Annotated in this window: 14 protein-coding genes and 1 tRNA gene; 4 read left to right on the top strand and 11 right to left on the bottom strand. The window is 71.3% G+C overall.

Annotated features, from left to right (window positions below; genetic code table 11):
• Positions 1-181 precede the first annotated feature (181 nt).
• The 6 genes from HHX41_RS35815 to HHX41_RS35790 all read right to left on the bottom strand — a co-directional run bounded on the left by HHX41_RS35815 (position 182) and on the right by HHX41_RS35790 (position 8,089).
• Complete coding sequence (locus tag HHX41_RS35815) at positions 182-1,033, bottom strand: regulatory iron-sulfur-containing complex subunit RicT (RefSeq protein WP_169983833.1); 852 nt, start codon at positions 1,031-1,033, stop codon at positions 182-184.
• Between the two features lie 137 nt (positions 1,034-1,170).
• Positions 1,171-2,769, bottom strand: coding sequence for a hypothetical protein (locus HHX41_RS35810; RefSeq protein ID WP_182909503.1), 1,599 nt, complete (start codon positions 2,767-2,769; stop codon positions 1,171-1,173).
• The gene (locus tag HHX41_RS35805; RefSeq protein WP_169983773.1) at positions 2,766-3,323 is read right to left on the bottom strand and encodes a SigE family RNA polymerase sigma factor; all 558 of its coding nucleotides are present in this window, start codon (positions 3,321-3,323) and stop codon (positions 2,766-2,768) included. The genes HHX41_RS35810 and HHX41_RS35805 overlap by 4 nt, the downstream gene beginning before the upstream one ends.
• A 40-nt stretch (positions 3,324-3,363) precedes the next feature.
• Positions 3,364-4,542 carry a DNA polymerase III subunit delta' gene (locus HHX41_RS35800; protein WP_182909502.1) on the bottom strand — a complete coding sequence of 393 codons (1,179 nt, stop codon included), beginning with the start codon at positions 4,540-4,542 and terminating at the stop codon, positions 3,364-3,366.
• Positions 4,543-4,548: 6 nt separating this feature from the next.
• Positions 4,549-6,618 carry a dTMP kinase gene (tmk, locus tag HHX41_RS35795; RefSeq protein ID WP_182909501.1) on the bottom strand — a complete coding sequence of 690 codons (2,070 nt, stop codon included), beginning with the start codon at positions 6,616-6,618 and terminating at the stop codon, positions 4,549-4,551.
• Between the two features lie 151 nt (positions 6,619-6,769).
• Positions 6,770-8,089: a metallophosphoesterase gene (locus HHX41_RS35790; RefSeq protein ID WP_310742330.1), complete on the bottom strand. Its 1,320-nt coding sequence runs from the start codon at positions 8,087-8,089 to the stop codon at positions 6,770-6,772.
• 256 nt (positions 8,090-8,345) lie between these two features.
• Between HHX41_RS35790 and HHX41_RS35785 the strand changes: the two genes are divergently transcribed.
• On the top strand, positions 8,346-9,497 hold the full coding sequence (locus tag HHX41_RS35785) for a cellulose-binding domain-containing protein (protein ID WP_169983770.1): 1,152 nt from the start codon (positions 8,346-8,348) through the stop codon (positions 9,495-9,497).
• Positions 9,498-9,557: 60 nt separating this feature from the next.
• Here HHX41_RS35785 and topA read toward each other — a convergent pair whose 3' ends face one another.
• On the bottom strand, positions 9,558-12,236 hold the full coding sequence (gene topA / locus HHX41_RS35780; protein ID WP_310742329.1) for a type I DNA topoisomerase: 2,679 nt from the start codon (positions 12,234-12,236) through the stop codon (positions 9,558-9,560).
• A 268-nt stretch (positions 12,237-12,504) separates the two neighbouring features.
• Here topA and HHX41_RS35775 point away from each other — a divergent pair, with 268 nt between their 5' ends.
• On the top strand, positions 12,505-12,690 hold the full coding sequence (locus HHX41_RS35775) for a DUF5703 family protein (RefSeq protein WP_142624889.1): 186 nt from the start codon (positions 12,505-12,507) through the stop codon (positions 12,688-12,690).
• Between the two features lie 352 nt (positions 12,691-13,042).
• Here the strand turns inward: HHX41_RS35775 and HHX41_RS41365 are convergent, their stop codons facing one another.
• The 3 genes from HHX41_RS41365 to HHX41_RS35760 form a co-directional block, all read right to left on the bottom strand.
• Positions 13,043-15,148, bottom strand: a complete 2,106-nt coding sequence (locus HHX41_RS41365) for a chaplin family protein (RefSeq protein ID WP_182909499.1) — start codon at positions 15,146-15,148, stop codon at positions 13,043-13,045.
• A 204-nt stretch (positions 15,149-15,352) separates the two neighbouring features.
• The gene (locus tag HHX41_RS35765; protein ID WP_310742328.1) at positions 15,353-15,979 is read right to left on the bottom strand and encodes a hypothetical protein; all 627 of its coding nucleotides are present in this window, start codon (positions 15,977-15,979) and stop codon (positions 15,353-15,355) included.
• Positions 15,980-16,090: 111 nt separating this feature from the next.
• Positions 16,091-17,386: a M20/M25/M40 family metallo-hydrolase gene (locus HHX41_RS35760; RefSeq protein WP_169983767.1), complete on the bottom strand. Its 1,296-nt coding sequence runs from the start codon at positions 17,384-17,386 to the stop codon at positions 16,091-16,093.
• Positions 17,387-17,617: 231 nt separating this feature from the next.
• On the opposite strand from HHX41_RS35760, the gene HHX41_RS35755 reads away from it, so the two are divergent.
• Positions 17,618-17,703 (top strand) — tRNA-Leu (locus HHX41_RS35755).
• Positions 17,704-18,215: 512 nt separating this feature from the next.
• Here HHX41_RS35755 and HHX41_RS35750 read toward each other — a convergent pair.
• Positions 18,216-18,668 carry a MarR family winged helix-turn-helix transcriptional regulator gene (locus HHX41_RS35750; RefSeq protein ID WP_169983766.1) on the bottom strand — a complete coding sequence of 151 codons (453 nt, stop codon included), beginning with the start codon at positions 18,666-18,668 and terminating at the stop codon, positions 18,216-18,218.
• Between the two features lie 174 nt (positions 18,669-18,842).
• Between HHX41_RS35750 and HHX41_RS35745 the strand changes: the two genes are divergently transcribed.
• Positions 18,843-19,829, top strand: coding sequence for an NAD(P)-dependent oxidoreductase (locus HHX41_RS35745; protein WP_169983765.1), 987 nt, complete (start codon positions 18,843-18,845; stop codon positions 19,827-19,829).
• Positions 19,830-19,951 lie beyond the last annotated feature (122 nt).

Below are 19,951 nucleotides of genomic sequence, written 5' to 3'. Positions count from 1 at the left end.
AAGGACGAAGTGGCGAACCCACGGACCCCGGGCGAGCGCCGGGCGCGCGCGGGGCTGTGGGTTCGCCGCCGTCAGACACCATAGGGACGCCGCCGTCAGACACCATGGGGACGCCGCCGTCGGACACCGTGGGTTCGCCGCCGTCGGCCGGGCCGCCCCGGCCACGAAACGACGGTGCTCGTCAGCTCTCGGAGGCGCCCTCGGCCGCCGGCTGCGCTTCGCCGTACATGGAGTCGTGGGCCTTGCGGGGCGCGCAGACGCTGGCCTTGGAACACGCGCAGCGGCGGCCGCCCTCGTTGAGGCGGACGATGACGGAGTCGGACGGCACGTTGTGGCCCACCACCGTGCCCGGGCCCTGTGGGGTGTCCACCGTGAGGCCCGCGCGCGGCGCCGACGCCCGGAACTCCTGATAGAGCGGGTGCTCGTACTTCAGGCAGCACATGAGCCGGCCGCAGGCGCCCGCGATCCTGAGCGGGTTGACCGGGAGGTCCTGGTCCTTGGCCATCCGCACGGAGACCGGCTCGAAGTCCTTGAGGAACGTCGCGCAGCACAGGTCGCGGCCGCAGGGGCCGATGCCGCCCTGGAGCCTGGCCTCGTCGCGCGGGCCGATCTGCCGCAGCTCGACCCGGGCCCGCAGGTTGCGGGCCAGGTCACGCACGAGCGCGCGGAAGTCGACCCGGTGAGGCGCGGAGAAGTACACGGTGTAGACGTTGTCGGCGTCCAGGTAGTCGACTCCGACGACCTTCATCGGCAGCTCGTGGCGCTTGATCAGGCGCTTGGACACGCTCCTGGCCTCCGCCCTGCGGCGGCGGTTGGCCTCGTCCCTGGTCAGGTGCTCCTCGGCCGCGATGCCCTGGCAGACGGGCAGGCCCTCGACGTCCTCGCTCACGTACTGCGGCGCCCACACGCACTCGGCGACCTCCGGGCCCGAGTCGGTCGGCACGAGGACCTTGTCGCCCACCTTGGGAGAGTGGCCGCCGGGATCGAGGTAGTAGAGCCGTCCGTAGCGGGTGAAGCTCACCGCCATCATCATGCCCAAGCGCCGGCCCTCCTCGATCCTGTACGGCTAACGCGTCCGAACCCACCATACGTGTCGTACGGCACCGGCAATCATCACCTGTGGACGACCCCAGCGGGGCCGGAACACCTGGCCCCGCCGGAGTGATGCGCCTACCAGGCCACTTTGCCGACGGGCGCGCCCTGCGGGGGAACGCCGTAGGAGTGCAGCTCCCGGTAGCCGGACGGGGTGATCTCGCCCAGCTCGCCGGGTCTGGAGACCAGGAAGTTCCGGCCGGTGCCGTCCACGTCGAGCATCCCGATCGGAACCACCCCTCTGCCGCCGTGGGCATGGAGAACCTCGATCTGACGCCCTTCGAGGTCGTACGCCACGATGCCGTCGAAGTCGTCCTTTCTCGCGGCCTCCTCGGCCGTGCTCAGCTTGAGGGTCGTCTGCGCCGCGATCACTCGCGACCCGTCGGGTGTGATCGTGACCCCGAAAATCAGGGCCGGGGGCGTCCCTGTCGTAGACGTCAGCCTGATCACACGGGCGTCGTCGAGAGTGCCGGCGACGCCGGTGTCGAGCAGCATCGGATCCCGCGGACCCGAGCAGGCCCAGGCGACCTTCGCATTCGGAGTGGCATCCGGAGAGCCACTGGGCTCCGCGCCCATCGACCGCACCCTGCATCCCCATCCGTCCGGCGGGGACCCGGGGAAATCGGACGCCGCTACGGCGACGTCGGCCCCGGGGCTGTCCGACGCGGAGGGCACCGCCGACGCACCGGCCTCGCCGGGCGCTCCCGAGTCCGGCGCGGGGGGCGCTCCGGTTTCGGTCCCGGCCGGCCCTCCCGCCTCGCGGCCCGCGGCCGCACCCGCCTCAGTCCCGGCGAGCGTCGCCGCGGGATCGGCGGATGCCGACTCGAAAGTCACACTCGCCTCCGCACCCGGCGCGGACATGGCCGTGTCGACCGGTGCAGGCTTCGCGCCCGAGTCCGGGGGCTCCTGCATGGGAGGCCGGGGTGCTTTCGAGATCCCGAAAACCGTTCCCATGGCCCTGGTGAGGAGCACGCGGCGCCCGTCGTCGGTCAGGGACAGATCCCGGACGGCCTCCGTACGCGTGGACGTCCACGTACGGCTGCCGCCGGTCGCGGTGTCGGTGACGACGAGGGACACGCGCGACTGCTCCGACTCGCAGGAAGACAGCCCGTACGCGAGCGTCGCACCGTCGCCGCTCACCGCGAGCGCGGTGATCTCGGTGCCTTCCGGTGGCGCGTACGGAAGCTCGCCGTGTGAGGCGACCCTCCCCTCCCCGTCCAGGGTGAACTGGTACAGCCGCGAGCGGCAGCCGTCCGAGATGGTGGCCGCATAGAAGACTCGGTTGTCGCGCGTCGCCTGGACCGCGAAGAATCCCTCGTCTGTCGCGGGCCGCGGCACGACGTCGGTGCTGTGCCCGTCGGTGACGCTCCTGATCGTGATGTCGCCGGGGTCCCCGATGTGGGCGAGGAAGGCGGGGTCGGCGGCCGGGCCGACGGCGATGCCGGCGGCCGTGTCGTCGGTCCCGCCGCCGTGGCGCGCGACGGCCGCCCCACCCGCGACCGCGAGCGTCACGGCGGCCGCCGCCGCGACCGGCATCAGCCACGTCCTGCCCCGTCCAGTGCCCACGCGCGTACGGCGGCGGGCCGGGGTGGCCTCCGGGCCGAACGGCGGGACGGCGTCGACCGTCTCTCCCACCGCGTGGGCGGCGTCCTGCAACCGGCGGATGACGTCGTTCATCGGGTCTCTCCCAGGAGGCGGCCGAGCGCGTCGAGCGCCCGGGAGGTGGTGGACTTGACCGTGCCCCGGCTGATCTTCATGACCCGCGCCGTCTCCTCTTCGGACAGCTCGGCGTAGTAACGCAGGACCAGGGCCTCCCGCTGGCGCCGGGGCAGGCGGTGGAGGGCCTCCATGACCTCCCGCCGCTCGGCACCGAGGATCGCGGCCGACTCGGCAGACCAGACGGGCGGGTCGTACGTGCCGGCGAACCAGGACGGCAGCCGCCGCCTGCGCAGCACGGTGCGGGCGTTGTTGAGCACCGCGGCGCGCACGTAGACGAGCGCCTTGTCCCGGTCACGCAGGCCGTCGAAGCGCCGGTGCAGACCGAGGAACGCCTCCTGCACCACGTCTTCGGCGCTCTCCCGGTCGCCCACCATGATCAGGGCCAGCCGGGTGAGGCCGAGGGCGTGCTCGGCGTAGAGACCGCTGATCGTGTCGTCGGCGCCCGCCGACAGGGGCGGGACGCTCACGGGCCCCCCGGGTTGCTGGTCGAGATCGAGCGTTTCGGCCTTCATGTACCAGAGACGCCGTACGCCCGCCGGGGTTGCTTGCGTCCTACGCGGGAGAGCGGAGGGCGAGGGTCATGGCCTCGACCGCGATCTGCGGGTTCACGTTGGCCGCCAGCCGCTCTCTGCACTTCATGATCGCGTCCGTACGGCGGAGCGTCTGCTCGGGACTGGACGCGCGGGCGACGGTCTCCACCTCGTGCCTGCGGTCCTCGTTCGCCAGCTCGACCGGGGCCCCGAACTGCACGGCCAGCACGTCACGGTAGAACGCCACGAGTTCGAGCAGCGCGAGGTCGAGGGAGTCGCGCTTGATGCGGGTGGCCCGGGACTTCTGCATGGTCTCGAGTTCCTTGAGCGCTCCCGCGCCGCCCCGCACGAGGCCCTTGTTGAGCCCCTTGCCCGAGGAGCCCTCACCGTAGACCTTGCGCAGCTCGGCGGTCTCGGTCTCGTTCAACGCGGTCGTGGCCGCGTCGGCGTCCTCGGTCGAGGTCTTCACCAGCCGCTCGGCGGCGGTGATGCACTCCGCCACACCGGCCAGCGACCGGGGGATCGACAGCACGTCGTCGCGCCGGCGCCGCACCTCCTCGTCCAGCGCGAGCCGCCGCGCCCGGCCGATGTCCCCCTGGGCCGCCCGCGCGGCGTCGAGCGCCACCTCGTGAGGCACTCCGTCCCGGGTCACCAGCACGTTCGCGACCGCCTCCGTGGAGGGCGTGCGCAGCGTCACGACCCGGCAGCGCGAGCGGATCGTGATGATCATGTCGTCCGGGGACGGTGCGCACAGCAGCCACACGGTCCGCGGCGGCGGCTCCTCGATGGCCTTCAGCAACGCGTTCGCCGCCGCCTCCGTCACCCGGTCGGCGTCCTCGAACAGCACGATCCGCCACCGGCCGAGCGTAGGCGCCCCCGCCGCCTTGAGCACGAGTTCGCGCGTCTGCCGCACGCTGTACGACAGCCCCTCGGGCCGCACGAACGTGACGTCCGGGTGCGAGCCGACCTCGACCTGGTGGCAGGCGTCGCAGTGGCCGCAGCCCTGCTGAGTGCAGAGCAGCGACGCCGCGAACGCCTTGGCGGCCGTGGACCGCCCCGATCCCGGCGGCCCGGTGAACAGCCAGGCGTGGGTCATGCCCGCGCCGCGGCCCCCGGCGACGACCTCCGCGGCGGCCGACGCGGCCCGCCCCAGGACGTCGATCGCCCGGTCCTGCCCGATCAGATCCCCGAAAACGGTCATGCGCGGCTACCCGAAGTCGCGGATGGCGGGCATCGTGCCGGTGGCCTCCTCGGCCTCCTGCGGCACCGGGTCGGGCAGGATCTCCCGCACCCGGTCGTGGATCAGGCGCGTCACCTCCCGCTGGTCGAGCGTGCCGTCCACCACGAGGTAGCGGTCCGGGTCGGCCGCCGCCAGCGCGCGGAACTCCCGCCGCACCCGCTCGTGGAACTCCAGCGGCTCGGCCTCGATGCGGTCGGCCGGCGAGGCCATCCGCCGCAGCCCGACCGCGGGCGGCACGTCGATGAGCACGGTCAGGTCGGGGACGAGGCCGCCGGTCGCCCATCTGTTGATCCTCGCGACGTCCTCCTGGTCGAGTGACCGTCCGGCGCCCTGGTAGGCCAGCGACGAGTCGACGTACCTGTCGCAGACCACCGTCGAGCCCCGTCGCAGCGCGGGCCTGATCACCTTCTCCACGTGCTCGGCCCGGTCGGCGGCGTACAGCATCGCCTCGGCCCGCGGGGACAGCCCCTGGTGCGCGGCGTCGAGCAGGATCGCCCGCAACCGCATGCCGACCTTGGTCGAGCCCGGCTCGCGGGTCTGCACGACGTCGAAGCCCTGGTCGCGCAGCCAGATCGCGAGCAGCCGCGACTGGGTGGTCTTGCCCGAGCCCTCGCCGCCCTCGAAGGCGATGAACAGCCCGCGCTCGGGGTCCGGCTCCTCCGCCTGGACGAACCGCCGCCCGCGCAGGGCGTTCAGCAGGTCGACCCCGATGGGGACCTCGGGACGGTCGTCCATGTGCCGCAGCGCGACCACCCCGACGGCGATCGCGAGCAGCGCCCCCAGGAGCAACACGAGGTTGGTGCCGTCGAAGCGGTAGCTGATCCCGGCGATCCGGACGACGTGCGCGCCGAACAACGCCGCGAGGGTGGAGGCCAGCGCCACGACCAGTAGCAGCACCACCCGGGCCAGCGACTGCAGGAAGGAGAACGTACGGCCGCGCAGCCCGTCCTCCACCTCCAGGCCGATCACCGTGTAACCGATGATCCAGGCGATGCCGGCGCAGGCGCCCAGCACCACGGTCAGCACGACGACGACCACGAGGTTCTGGATGAGCGAGACGGCGGCCAGCGTCAGCCCCGCGAGCACGATCGACAGCCCGAACAGCCGCCGCCTGGACAGCCCCTTCAGCAGCCGCAGGCCGAAGAACATGCCGAACGCCATGCCGAGGAAGACGGCGCAGAACACCGCGCCGTACCCCGCGTCGCCGCCGCCCATGGCCTGCACGTACGCCTTGGCCACTCCGACGACCGCGCCGCCGGCGGCGAAGGCGCCGAGCATGCCGATGATCAGGCCGCGCACGATCCGGTTGCCGCCGACGAACCGCCAGCCCTCGGTGATCTGCCGGAGCACGGACGGCGCGGACACGTGCCTGACGTGGTTCTTCGGGATGGCCCGCAGCGTGAAGACCATCGCGGCGGAGGCCAGGTAGGCCAGCGCGTTGGCGTACAGCGCCAGGCTGGTGGCCGCGACGGTGAACGACGGGACGGCCGCCGAGATCGTCGTCACCACGGCCGACACGATCGCGAACAGCGCCGCGGCCACGGGGGCCGTGCCGTACGTGACGAGAAGGTTGAGCTGGTTGGCCTCCTCGAGTCGCTCCTTGGGCACGAGGTTGGGCACGGTGGCGTCCTTGGCGGGCACCCAGAAGAGGTTCACGCACTCGACCAGGAACGTCGCGACGATCACCCACTGGTAGACGCCGACCAGCGGGATCGACAGCACCACCGCGAACCTCGCGAGGTCGGCGACGACCATCGTCAGCCTGCGGTCGAACCGGTCGGCCACCGCTCCCGCGAGCGGGCCGAGCAGGATCGCGGGCAGCATCTTGGCGACGAAGACGCCGCCGATGGCGAGGCTCTGCGCCTGGAAGCCGGATTCGGCGGTGAGGTTACCGGCCAGGGCGGTCAGCGCGATGATGTTGAGCCAGTCACCGAGGCTGCACGTCGCCATCGCCGTCCAGAGCCTGCGGAACGGCGCGTTCGCCAGCACGTGCGGCTGCTTGCGTCGCGCGGCGGCGGCACGGCCAGGGATGCTCATGATGTCAGCGTATCCAGGTGCTCGCTGGGCTTGGGAGACGGCGAGCGGGCCACTTGGGCCTGCTCGTCGCCTGAGGGTATTACGTCCGCCTCGTCCTCGCTGTCGAGATGGCGCCAATGTTCTGCCCGATTCCCCCGTTCCGGGGGTGCGGTCAGGCCCGCAGCTCGACGAGGGTGATCTCGGGCGGCGCGCCGACCCGTACCGGCGGCCCCCAGAAGCCCGCGCCACGCGTGACGTAGACCTGGGTGTCGCCGCCGCCCGTGCGCGGCACGCTCGCCAGCCCCGCCACCATGGGCTGCTGCAGCGTCACCAGCAGGTTGAACGGCGCCATCTGACCGCCGTGGGTGTGCCCGGACAGCTGGAGGTCGACGCCGTGGGCCGCGGCCTGCGTCACCTGGACGGGCTGGTGGGCCAGGAGCACGACGGGCCGGTTCGCGTCGCGGCCCCCGAGGGCCCTGTCGAAGTCCGGGCCGTCGCCCGACGGCACGCCGTACAGGTCGTTGACCCCCGCCAGGTCGAGCACGGCTCCCGCGTGACGGATCTCGACCCGCTCGTTGCGCAGTGGCCGGACGCCCAGCGAACGCAGCTCCTCGATCCATTCCTGGGGGCCCGCCGCGGTGTAGTACTCGTGGTTGCCGGTCACGAAATACGCGCCATAACGGGATTCGAGGGACCTCAGGGGCGTGGCGAGACGGCCCAGCTCGGCGACCGTGCCGTCCACCAGGTCGCCCACGATCGCCACGGCGTCGGCCTCCAGACCGTTGATCATCCGGACGATCCTCTCGGTGTGGCCCCGGCCGGTCAGCGGGCCGAGGTGGATGTCGCTGACGACCGCGATGCGCAGGCCGCTCATCCGGGGGTCGAGCCGGGGCAGGCGCACCGGCACCCGCTCGATCACCGGGTCGCCGAGGGCGCGGCTCACGCCGTAGCCCACGGTCGCGACCGCACCCGCGGCCACGACCGCGGAGGCCGTACGGGAGATGAACAGCCGCCGGTCGATCTCCGGCACGCCCGCGCCGGCCCCTTCCGCCGCGTGCCCGCCGGTCGTGGCCGTGCCGTGCGCGGGGGAGCCTCCCCCGGCCGCCGCACCCGCGAGGACCACCTCGTCCACCGGCGCCGCCTCCCCCTCGGCCCGCCCGCCCGCGGCCACGACCGTCGTACGGCGGCGCCTGGACACGAGGAACGCCGCGACCGCCCGGGGCACCTCCATGACCAGCCCGAACACGAACAGGTAGAACATCGTGGCCAGCCACAGGTAGCCGGGCCAGGCCACGACGCGCTCGACCTCCATGCCGATGCCGAGCCGGCTCCCCCCGAAGGTCACCACCATCAGGGCCGCCAGGGCCACGAGCACCCACGTCAGCACCCGCCGCGAACGCGATCCCGGCGTCGTCGACGCCCTGACCAGCCGCCGCCACAGATAGAGGTGCACGACGACCACGGCCGTAAGGATCACGCCCACGAACCCCACGAGAACTCCCCTCGACCGGCTGGCGATCAAGGGCCGGCTGACGACGATGCTACGAGCTCATACCGGCAGCCGCGTTCCCGCGTGCGACGGCGAGAATCGGCGCCCGCTGAAATTTTCACCGTCGAGTCGGCCTCATGCCGTACCACCACCGTTGATCTTTGCCCACCGCGGAGAACGGGCGGACGATCGCGGCTGGAAGCGTCCTGGAGACGATGCCTCCGGCAGATCTCCGGGGGCGGACGACACGAGGTGACACATGAGAAGCCCCCGGCATTTGGCATGGATGGCCGCAGGAGGGGTGGCCGTCGCGGCGATCGCGCTCCACGGCACGCCCGCCGCGGCGGTGGACGCCACGCCCTCCCCCACCCCGCGGACCAGCGTGAGCCCGTCGCCGAACAGCGATCCGGCTGTGCCGACCACGCCGCCGAACGTGCGGCTGTGCCCGCCGCCGGTGCCGGCCGGCACCACCGAGGGATACGTCGGCCTGTGCTGGAGCGCGTCCACCGACGACGTCGGCGTCACCGGCTACGAGGTCTACCGGCTCACGGCCGACGGCTTCGTCAAGACGACGTCGACCACCGGCACCACCGTCATGATGGGCGGCCTGGCGTACGGCCGGACCTACACCTTCTACATCGTGGCCAAGGACGCCGACGGCCACACCAGCCCGCCGACGGCGCTGATCAATGCGCAGGCGGTGACCGGCGTGGTGGTCAGCCCGAGCCCGGTCACCGGAGACACCACCTCGCCCAGCAAACCCGCCGGGCTGCACGACGGCTGCGTGTACGACTTCCCCGGCACGGGGTTCTGCTGGTCGGCGTCGACCGACAACGTCGGCGTCACCGGTTACGTCGTCTTCCGGCTGACCGCGACCGGATGGGTGCGGGCCGGCGCCACGTCCTCCCCCTACTTCACGGAGGGCAACCTGGTGACGGGCCACAAGTACACCTACGTGGTGGTCGCCAGGGACGCGGCCGGCAACCTCAGCCTGCCGTCCGACCCGATCACCACTGTGGCCCAGCAGGGGTTCCCCACGTACAGCCCGTCGCCGAGCCCCTCGGTGAGCCCCTCGGTGACTCCCGCTGCCACCTGCGAGGTCGACTACAGCCAGTCGGCGTGGAGCACGGGCCTCACGGCCGACCTGGTGATCAAGAACACGGGCACCACGCCGATTTCGGGCTGGACGCTGCGGTTCGCCTTCCCGTCCGCGGGCGAGCGCATCGTCCAGGGCTGGTCGGCCGACTGGAGTCAGGCGCCGGGGAACACGGTCACCGCCACCAACCTGCCCTGGAACGCCACCCTCGCACCCGGCGCGTCCGCGCGCATCGGCTTCAACGCCTCCCACACCGGCGTCTCCGCCCCGCCGAGCGCTTTCACGCTCAACGGCACGACCTGCACTACAGCCTGACCTGCGCAAGCACGGACAGCGCCCGGGTGGCGGCCGTCGGCCGCCACCCGGGGCCGTGGATCACGACTTCGTGGCGGGCTTCTTCGCGGCGGCCGTCCTGGTGCGGGTCGTGCGCTTGGCGGCGGGGGCCCGCTCCCGCCGCTCGGCCAGCAGCTCCGCCGCCCGCTCCAGCGTGATGTCCTCGACCGTGTCGCCCTTGCGCAGGGACGCGTTGGTCTCGCCGTCGGTGACGTACGGGCCGAAGCGGCCCTCCTTCACCACGACCGGCTTCTTGGAGTTCGGGTCCTCGCCCAGCTCGCGCAGCGGCGGAGCCGCGGCGGCACGGCCGCGTCCGCGCGCCTTCGGCTGCGCGAACAGCTCCTTGGCCTGCTCGATCGTGACCGTGAGCAGGTCCTCCTCCGAGGCGAGCGAGCGCGAGTCGGTCCCCTTCTTGATGTAGGGCCCGAACCGGCCGTTCTGCGCGGTGACCTCCTCGCCGTCGATCTCGCCGACGACCCTGGGCAGCTGGAGCAGCTTGAGCGCCTGGTCCAGCGTGATCGTGTCCAGCGACATCGTCTTGAACAGCGAGCTGGTCCGCGGCTTGGGAACGTCCGCCTTCTTCGTCCGCTTCTTGCCCTCCGCGGGCGCGGGCTCCTCGGGCAGGACCTCGGTGACGTACGGGCCGAAACGGCCGTCCTTGGCCACGATCGTCCGGCCGGTCGCCGGGTCGACGCCCAGCTCGCGGTCGCCGCTCGGGCGCGAGAACAGCTCCTCGGCCTTCTCGGCGGTCAGCTCGTCGGGCGCCATGTCCTCGGGGATGTTCACCCGGGCGCCGTCGCGGTCGAGGTACGGCCCGTAGCGGCCGACCCTGATCACGATGTCCGTCCCCTTGATCGGGAACGAGCTGATCTCCTTGGCGTCGATCTCCCCGAGGTCGGTGACCATCTCCTTCAGGCCCTCGTCGCCGTCCTCGCCGCCGAAGTAGAACCTGCGCAGCTCGGGCACCCGCTCGGCGCGGTCGTTGGCGATGTCGTCGAGGACCTTCTCCATATCGGCGGTGAAGTCGTAGTCGACCAGGTTGCCGAAGTGCTGTTCGAGCAGGTTGACCACGGCGAACGCGAGGAACGACGGCACCAGGGCGGTGCCCTTCTTGAACACGTAGCCCCGGTCGAGGATCGTTCCGATGATCGACGCGTACGTCGAAGGCCGCCCGATCTCGCGGTCCTCCAGCTCCTTGACCAGCGACGCCTCGGTGTAGCGCGCGGGCGGCTTGGTCGAGTGCCCCAGCGCGGTCAGCTCGGCCGCCGTGAGCCGGTCGCCCTCGGCCAGCGTGGGCAGGCGCTTCTCCGAGTCGTCCCGGTCGGTCAAGGGGTCGTCCGCGCCCTCGACGTACGCCTTGAGGAAGCCGTGGAAGGTGATCGTCCGTCCGGTGGCGCTGAACTCCACGTTCTCGTTCGCGCTGGACGTGCCCGCGACCTTGACCGACACCGACTCGCCGACGGCGTCCTTCATCTGGGAGGCGACCGTACGCTGCCAGATCAGCTCGTACAGCCGGAACATGTCCCCGGACAGGCCGGTCTCGCCCGGCGTGCGGAACTCCTCGCCGGACGGCCGGATCGCCTCGTGCGCCTCCTGGGCGTTCTTCACCTTGCTGGTGTAGACGCGCGGCTTGTCCGGCACGTACGCCGAGCCGTACAGCTTGATCGCCTGGCTGCGGGCGGCGGCGACGGCGGTCTCCGACAGCGTGATGCTGTCGGTACGCATGTAGGTGATGTAGCCGTTCTCGTACAGCCGCTGGGCCACCTGCATCGTGTACTTGGCGGAGAAGCCCAGCTTCCGGCTCGCCTCCTGCTGCAGGGTGGTCGTCCGGAACGGCGCGTACGGCTTGCGCGTGTACGGCTTGCGCTCGACCGAGCGCACCGCGTAGGAAACGCCATCGAGGCGGGCGGCGAGGGCCCTCGCGGCGGCCTCGTCGAGGTGGAGGACGTCGGAGCCCTTCAGCCTGCCGGTGGAGGCGAAGTCGCGGCCCTGGGCCACGCGCCTGCCGTCCACACCGGTGAGGGTGGCGGAGAACGTCCGGGGGTCGTCGCCGGCGCGGCCGGTGTCGAACAGCGCCTGCAGGTCCCAGTAGTTGGCGGCGGTGAACGCCAGCCGCTCCCGCTCGCGCTCCACGACCAGCCGGGTCGCGACCGACTGGACACGGCCGGCGGAAAGCCGCGGCTTGACCTTCTTCCACAGGACCGGGCTGACCTCGTAGCCGTACAGACGGTCGAGGATGCGCCGGGTCTCCTGGGCGTCGACCAGGCGGAGGTTGAGGTCGCGGGGGTTGGAGACGGCGTCCCTGATCGCGTGCGGGGTGATCTCGTGGAACACCATGCGGTGCACGGGGATCTTGGGCTTGAGCACCTCGCGCAGGTGCCAGGCGATGGCCTCGCCCTCCCGGTCCTCGTCGGTGGCGAGGTAGAGCTCGTCGGCTTCCTTGAGAAGCTGCTTGAGCTTGGACACCTGCGACTTCTTGTCCGGGTTCACGACATAGAGCGGCTCGAACTCGTGGTCGACGTTCACCCCGAGGCGGGCCCAGCCCTCGCTCTTGTACTTCTCCGGGATGTCATCCGCCTTTTCCGGCAGATCCCGGATGTGGCCGATGCTCGATTCGACGATGTAGCCGCGCCCGAGGTACCCGGCGATCGTCTTCGCCTTCGCGGGCGATTCCACGATCACCAGGCGGGTTCCGCCGGCGTTGCCGTTGTTGGCTGGCACGCTGCTTCCTACCTCGCTGTCCGCTGTCATTCCCCGTGCTGCCGGGCTTCGTGGTCCCGGCTCATGACACCCTCGTCGTCCGGGCCGGAGGCGATTACCCCCTTGGGGCGCCGAGGAGGCGCCGCTTTGAAGGTACCTGCCGCCGCACGTTCCTCCCCCTCGGGCTACCCGGTTATGTCCGGGAATGTAACCCGCCTGGCGCTGTTATCCACGGAGACGCAGAATAGAGCCCAACGAGTTCCCTAGCACGCCCCGGAGACCAATGGCTGTGCTCGACTACTCCTACCTGGACCTGTATCTCCCTCGGGACACCCCTCGTGAGGTGGCGAGGCAGATGCTCACCGAGCATGCCGAGCACGGGGACTGGGAACTGGAGCGGCTACGCCTTTATCCCGACGGCAGCAGGCGCGTCCGGCTGCGTCGGAAGATCATACGGGCCGCCAGGACCATGTGAGCCGCCGGGACGCGGACGCGCACGGTCAAAAGGGCTTTGCCCGTTCCCGGTCCGCCGGCGCGCGAATTGCTCGTGCGCCGACCCGTCTTTCGAAGACTACTCGGCAAATGAGCTTTGCCCGCCCCGGGCCGCGCCCCCGGAACGGGCAAAGCGTTGGTGCCTCCATCCACTGGCGGTGGTGAAGCGTCCTGGTCGCCCGCGCCGGGCGACACCGCGACGGCCGGTTCGCCGCCGCCGCGCCTGGCGCGGGCGAGTGATATCCCTCGCCTCCGTCAGCAGCGCGCCGCCGGATCACATCCGTGCGGCCGTCGCCGCCGGAGATGTTCCCGCGCTGACACGCGCGGCCGTACGGCTACTTGCGGCCGAACCGGAAGCGGCGGGTGACGGCGAACAGGCTCGCCGAAGCGGCGAACATGGCGCCGAGGGCCAGGGCGAGGAACGAGGCCGGGTTCATCCCGGTCAGGCCGACGGGCTGCTCGGCGCTCATCAGCTTGAGGCCGCTCAGCTTGCCCAGCGGCAGCACGTCGGTGCTCTTGCTCAGGTCGCCGGTCGGGAGGCTGCGCGCCGTGTCGGCGACGGGCAGCGAGGCGGTCGCGTCCTCCAGCGTCTGCTGGGCGGGCAGCGTACGGGTCGCGTCGCCGAGCACGCCGCCGGCCTTGGAGACGGCCGCCGGGGTGCTGCCGGCCTTGTTCCCCTTCTCCGCGGGGGCGCCGGGCAGGCTCGGCGTCTCCGGCAGGCCGAGCATGTTCGGCAGGTCGCCGATGACCGGAGCGGAGGGAGCGGCGGCGGCGCTCATCGGCTGCACCGTGTGCTTGCCGGACAGCACCGACGCACCCGGCATGGCGGGCATGACCGCGCCGCGGGCGGCCTTGTGCTGCGGGTGGGCCCAGTAGCCGTGGTGCTTCCAGCCGCCGCCCACCTGGGCACCGCCCAGGCACCCCGCGGCGGCGTCGCCGAGCACGGCGACCGAGTTGCCGCAGACGTTGATCGGCGCGGTGATCGGGGCGACGATCTGGTTGCCCGCGAGGATCCCGTGCCTGCCCGAGGTGATGTTGCCGCCCGCGCCGACCCCGCCGCCGAGAACCGAGGCGCCGCCCCGGCAGCCCGCCTGGGACCGGCCGATGACCGACACCGCGTTGCCGCAGACGTTGACGGGGGCCGTGATCGGGGCGACGATCTGGTTGCCCCCGAGAATCGAGCCACGACCGGACGTGACGTTGCCGCCGGCACCCCGGCCGCCGTGCTTGTTCCAGCCGCCGACCACCGTCGCGCCGCCGCGGCAGCCCGCGAAGGCGTCGCCGACGATCGCGACGGCGTTGCCGCAGACGTTGACCGGCACGGTGATCGGCGCGACCACCTGGTTGCCGCCGCCGACGCTGTGCACGCCGCTGGTGCGGTTGCCGCCCGCTCCGCCGCCGGACCAGCCGCCGTGACCGTGGCCACCATGGCCACCGTGGCCGCCGTAGCCGCCCTTGCCGCCGTGACCGGGCTTGGAACCGCCCTGGCAGTTGCCCGAGCCGTTGCCGCAGACGTCGGCCGGCGTGACGATCGGCGCGACCACCTGCGTGCCGCTGCCCACCGAGAAGCGGCCGTCGTTGTCGTGTCCTGTCGAGCCGGGGCGGTGCGTGTGACCGCCTCCGTGGTGACCGCCGTACCCGCCGTGGCCGCCGTGGCCGCCGTGACCCCCATGGCCGCCGTGACCACCGTGACCACCGTGACCACCGGAGCCGCCCACGGACGAGCCGCCGTGGCAGCCCGAGAACGCCTCGCCGATGACCGCGACGGAGTTGCCGCAGACGTTGATCGGCGCGGTGATCGGGACGACCACCTGGTTGCCGCCCAGGATCGAGCCGCGGCCGCTGGTGCGGTTGCCGCCGGCGCGGACGCCGTCACGGCCGCCGCCGACGAAGGCACCGCCACGGCACCCGGCGGTGGCGTCGCCGAACACGGCGATCGAGTTGCCGCACAGGTTGATCGGCGCGGTGACCGGCGCGACCACCTGGTTGCCGCCCCCGATACTGTGCACGCCGCTGGTGCGGTTGCCGCCCGCGCTCGATCGCTGTCCCGAGCCCTTGACCGCCGCGCCGCCGCGGCAGCTCGCGTCGGACCGCCCGATGACCGACACCGCGTTGCCGCAGGCGTTGACCGGGGCGTTGATCGGCGCGACCACCTGGTTGCCGCCGAGGATGCTGCCCGCTCCGGAGGTCTTGTTCTGCCCGGCGCCCACGCCCGCGCCCTGCACGGCCGCGCCGCCCAGGGAGGAGGCCCGGGACTCGCCGACGACCGCCACCGCGTTGCCGCTGATGTCGATCGGCAGGGTCACCGGGATGTCGACCTGGTTGCCGCCGAGTACGGAATGGCTGCCGTCGGTGTCGGCGAAAGCCGTACCGCTGCCAAGGGCCATGACGCCGGCGGCCAGAAACGCCGCGGAAGCCGAGCCCTTCGCCCACGTTCGCATGATGAATGCTCCTAGTGGTTCTTCTAGGGGGTTACCTGACAGCTCGCGACGCATGTCCAGGCTGTATGAGCACAGCGGAGCCGTGGACGGTCACGAGGATGGAAGATTCCGCGTCACCCGCGGGAGCCTGCCGCCCGGGCACCACGAGCGAGGGCAGGCGGTGGCACCGGTCGCCGTACGACGGGGACCGGCACGAAGGCGGGATCAGTCAGGAGAGAAAGACGGGTCGTCCGCCGCTGTGCGGACCACCGGGGGAACAACCGCCGCCAGTGGGGCGGGCAGCTTGGTGAAGCGCGGTTCGAACACATCCCGCGCGACATCCCCGAACAGGATGTTTCCACCGCTCGACTGCGGGACCAGACCCTGGTCTGCGGGCGCGTGGTCCGCGGTGGAGGGCGGCGGGAGCAGAGGCTTCGACTGGCTCGTGAGCCCGTCGACCGTGCGCCCCGCCATCGCCTCGGCGTTCACCGAGACGTCGTCCGTCGCCGTGGGGAAACCGTCGGTGCTCTTCCCGTGGGACCCGGCCGCGCCCGGTGAGGACGTCAGGCCGAGGTCCGGACCTGTGAGACGGTCGGGAAGAACCGACCCGGCGACATCATGTGAGGGTGCGGCCCCGGCCACGGACGTCGCCGTGCCGAAGACGCCGAAGATCACGCCGAGCAGCCATCCGGCGGCGATCAGCCCGCCGATGACCAACAGGCGGCCCAGACGGGAGCCGGCCGCGAACCGCGCCATCCGGCCCCGCTCGACGGAGCCGGGAGACGTGACGCGCACGCCGGGAGCGGCGGCGGGCCTGTCGGCCCCCCACTGCTCCTGCGACGTGCGCGTCACGCGACCTCCCCATACCGCTGAGTCGAACAGTCCGCCGGGTCAACCCGGAGCGGATCCAACCCCCAACGGAGAGTTACTGTAGCGGCACGGCACGTGATCGCAAGAGCTTTCTCAGCAGTATTCGAGGAAACGGTCAAGGACCCGGACGCCAAAGCGGAGCGAATCGACCGGAACCCGCTCGTCGACGCCATGGAACATCCCGGAGAAGTCCAAGTCTTCGGGAAGCCGCAGCGGCGCGAAGCCGTACCCGCTGATGCCGAGACGGCTGAACGCCTTGAGGTCGGTGCCGCCGCTCAGCGTGTACGGAACGGCCCGCGAGCCCGGGTCCTCCTCGTGCAGCGCGTCCGCCATCGCCTTCACCAGCGGGCCCTTGAAGGGGGTCTCGACCGCCACGTCGTGATAGACGAACTCCCGGGTCACGTTCGGCCCGAGCAGCTCGTCCACGGTCTGGAAGAACTCGTCCTCGTAGCCCGGCAGGAACCTGCCGTCCACGTGCGCGCTCGCGATCTGGGGGATGACGTTCGCCTTGTACCCCGACTGGAGCATGGTCGGGTTGGTCGTGTTGCGGAGAGTCGCGCCGATCATCCGGGCAAGCGGCCCGAGGGTGGCCACCGCCGCCTCCGCGTCCTCCGCCTTGACCTCCGTGCCGAAGACCTCCTCGAAGAACGCCTGCACGGTGGGTGTGAGCCTCACCGGCCACTTGTGGCGGCCGATCCTGCCGACCGCCTCGGCGAGTTCGGTCACGGCGTTGTCGTCGTTGAGCATCGAGCCGTGCCCGGCCCTGCCCTTGGCGGTCAGGCGCATCCAGGCGATGCCCTTCTCCGCCGCCTCGATCAGGTACAGCCGGCCCTTCTCGGTGGTCACACTGAAGCCGCCGACCTCGCCGACGGCCTCGGTGCAGCCCTCGAAGACCTCCGGGTGCCGCTCGGCCAGCCACTGGGCGCCGTAGTGCCCGCCGGCCTCCTCGTCCGCGGTGAAGACGAGCACGACGTCCCTGGGCGGCCTGCGCCCCTCGCTCAGCCGCCGCCGCACGACGGCGAGGATCATCGCGTCCATGTCCTTCATGTCGACCGCACCGCGGCCCCAGACACACCCGTCGGCGATCTCGCCGCTCAGCGGGTGATGGGTCCAGTCGGCGGCGTCGAACGGCACGACGTCCAGATGGCCGTGGAGGACCAGGGCGTCCCTGCTCGGGTCGGCGCCCTCGACACGGGCGACCACGTTCGCCCGCCCGGGGTCGGACTCGAGGATCCGTGGCTCCAGGCCGACCTCCGACAGCTTTCCGGCCACGTACTCCGCGGCCTCACGTTCCCCGGGCCCCGCGTTGTCCCCCGCGTTGACCGAGTCGATGCGGATCAGGTCGCGGCACAGCTCGACGACCTCGTCCTCCCCGTAGCGTGGGGTCATTGCGCCTCCTCCTGCCGGCGGATCCGTCCGAGGTCCGGCCCGCCCTTTCACGTCGTACGGCTCGCGCCTCCATCCTGCCGCCGTACGGGCGTGACGTTCACCCCCGGGCACCCCCGGGCACCCCCGGGCCGCCGCGAGCCGCGCGGGGCGGATTCCCGGTATGAAGCAGGGCGGAGAGAGTGCTAACCTGTATCCGCCGACGCGGGATGACGATCCTGCGTAAGGCACCACGTCCGGGTGGCGGAATAGGCAGACGCGCTAGCTTGAGGTGCTAGTGCCCAGTGATGGGCATGGGGGTTCAAGTCCCCCCTCGGACACAAACCTCTCATCATGTGAGGGCTGAGAATCATCTCGGCCCTCACTTTCGCTTTTCCGGGGTGATAGGTCAGCCGCAGACCGAGGCGCTGGTAGACCGGCGTCTTGAGATCGACCGGGGCCTCGCTGATGGCTCTGTCCTCGCGCGGGTAGGCGTTGCGGAGGTGTTCCAGCTAGTTGCCGATCGCGTACTCGCGGGGGAAGGTGCAGCGGAAGATCCTCCGGACGACCGGAGCGGCATACGGTCGTCGCACGGCGGGCGGCTCATCTCCAGCACGAGCCGAAGCAGCGCCCTTCCCACCTCCGGCGACAGCTCGGCCGGGAAGTCCGGCAACTCGACGTCGACGTCCCGTCCCGGATCCTGCCGCCCCGTTTCCCGATCAGGCCGACCCAGCGGCGAATAGTCCTTCGCGACCCGCGTCCGCTTCAAGGGAGGCCGTGGACAACCTGCGGGTTCCCGATCGCAGGTCATCAGTGGCGGGCGACGCTCCGGCAATCCATGTGCCGGCCTTCTTCAGTCGCCGGCGGCCGGCGCCTCATCGGCGCCGAGAATCCGCAGGATGTCGACCAGCGTCGACAATTGCTCGGGAGTGAGGGGTCTGAACAGCTCTTCGGCCGCCAGTTCATAGCTGGTCGTCCAGTCCTGGGCCAGGGCGGCCCCTTGCTCCGTTACTCGGAGGAGTACGGACCGGCGGTCGTCCGCACTGGCCTGGCGTTCGAGCAGGCCGTCGCGGACGAGCGCGTCGACCAGGGTGGAGGCGGTCCCCTGGGCGATGCCGACCGCGAGAGCGAGTTCGGTCAGCCGGACAGGCTGCGAACGCGCCACCTCCACCACCAATCGGGACCGCGGCGTCGACACCCCGTGCTCGCCCAGACGCTCGTTGAAGTGACGTACGAGAACCTTCGCCGTACGGCTGAACTCGTCGGCGACCTGTGCCGCGGTCAGGCCCTGGTTCGCGTGTGGCATCGCCCACCTCCCACTTGACGCACCCATCGTACGGGATGTTACATTCACGTCGATGCATTGGTATCAAACCATTTGATATCAATGCATGTACGCGGAGCGGCCGGTTGCGTGCCGAGCGACAGCGGAAACCGGGCTTGCACGAAGAGTGCGTTCTCAATCACCAGGAGTCGAAGAATGAAGATCTTCATCACCGGCGGCAGCGGATTCGTCGGCGGAACCCTCGTCCATCGCCTCGTCGCCGAAGGACATGAGGTCATGGCACTGGCCAGATCGGGCTCGAGCATCCAGCGGGTACGCGCCGCCGGAGCCGATCCCGTCCCCGGCGATCTCGCCGAGCTCAGCCGGGCCGGCTCCCCCGCGCCGACGTGGCTCGCCAAGCTGCGCGAGGTCGACGCGGTCGTGCACGTCGCGGCCCAGATGGAGTTCTGGGGGCCCGACTCGCTCTTCGAACAGGCCAATCACGTGCCGACGGTCGCCCTGCACGCCGCGAGCGTCGCGGCCGGGGTGCGACGCTTCGTGCTCATCAGCGCCGCGTCCGTCTCCACGGGCAGCCAACGCCGCCCCGTCGTCGACGAGTCGACACCGGAAGGCCGGCCGAACATCGCCTACAGCCGCGTCAAGCTGGCCACCGAGCGCGCACTCCTGAACGCCCGCAGCGGGAAAACCGAGCTGGTGGTGCTGCGCCCGCCGTTCATCTGGGGCCGCGGCATGACGACGATCAACGAGATGGTCGAGGTCGCCGAGGCCGGACGGTTCGCCTGGATCGACAACGGCAAGCACGTCGTCGACTTCGTGCACGTCGAGAACCTGGCCGGTGCCGCGATCCTCGCGCTCACGCGGGGCCGCCACAAGGGGGTCTACTACGTGACGGACGGCACGCCGATGCCCATCCGGGACTTCCTCACTCCCCTGCTGGCGACCCGCGGCGTGGATCTGTCCAAGAGCCGCAGCGTCCCCCTGGCGATGGCGGCGCCCTTGGCGGCGATGATGGACCGCACGGCACGCCTGCTTCGCCGGAAGTCGGCGCCGCCGCTGACGAACTGGCTCGTGAGCTTCACCGGGCGTGACCGTTCCTACGACATCACCACCGCGAGGAAGGAGCTGGGCTACTCGCCTGACGTGACGCTGGAGAAGGGCCTGGCGGAGATGCGCTTCTCGTGAGGTGACGACCTCGCGGTCTCCCCGCCTTCGCCGTGGATGCGGTGCCTCGCGTTTCCCGTACGCGGTCCCTTGACGCACCGTCGTCCATGGCAGGCCCGGAGACGGCCGGATGTCGGCCGGGC

It is taken from the genome of Microbispora sp. H13382 (assembly GCF_014161445.1).
GTDB lineage: Bacteria > Actinomycetota > Actinomycetes > Streptosporangiales > Streptosporangiaceae > Microbispora.
The sequence above is the reverse complement of the archived record's forward strand: the minus strand, read 5'-3'. Positions and strand labels throughout refer to the sequence as shown.

Excerpts from the sequence above, each read along its gene's own strand:
- HHX41_RS35815 (WP_169983833.1), bottom strand. The coding sequence starts at position 1,033 with ATGATGATGGCGGTGAGCTTCACCCGCTACGGACGGCTCTACTACCTC.
- HHX41_RS35810 (WP_182909503.1), bottom strand. The coding sequence starts at position 2,769 with ATGAACGACGTCATCCGCCGGTTGCAGGACGCCGCCCACGCGGTGGGA.
- HHX41_RS35805 (WP_169983773.1), bottom strand. The coding sequence starts at position 3,323 with ATGAAGGCCGAAACGCTCGATCTCGACCAGCAACCCGGGGGGCCCGTG.
- HHX41_RS35800 (WP_182909502.1), bottom strand. The coding sequence starts at position 4,542 with ATGACCGTTTTCGGGGATCTGATCGGGCAGGACCGGGCGATCGACGTC.
- tmk (WP_182909501.1), bottom strand. The coding sequence starts at position 6,618 with ATGAGCATCCCTGGCCGTGCCGCCGCCGCGCGACGCAAGCAGCCGCAC.
- HHX41_RS35785 (WP_169983770.1), top strand. The coding sequence starts at position 8,346 with ATGAGAAGCCCCCGGCATTTGGCATGGATGGCCGCAGGAGGGGTGGCC.
- HHX41_RS41365 (WP_182909499.1), bottom strand. The coding sequence starts at position 15,148 with ATGCGAACGTGGGCGAAGGGCTCGGCTTCCGCGGCGTTTCTGGCCGCC.
- HHX41_RS35760 (WP_169983767.1), bottom strand. The coding sequence starts at position 17,386 with ATGACCCCACGCTACGGGGAGGACGAGGTCGTCGAGCTGTGCCGCGAC.
- HHX41_RS35750 (WP_169983766.1), bottom strand. The coding sequence starts at position 18,668 with ATGCCACACGCGAACCAGGGCCTGACCGCGGCACAGGTCGCCGACGAG.
- HHX41_RS35745 (WP_169983765.1), top strand. The coding sequence starts at position 18,843 with ATGAAGATCTTCATCACCGGCGGCAGCGGATTCGTCGGCGGAACCCTC.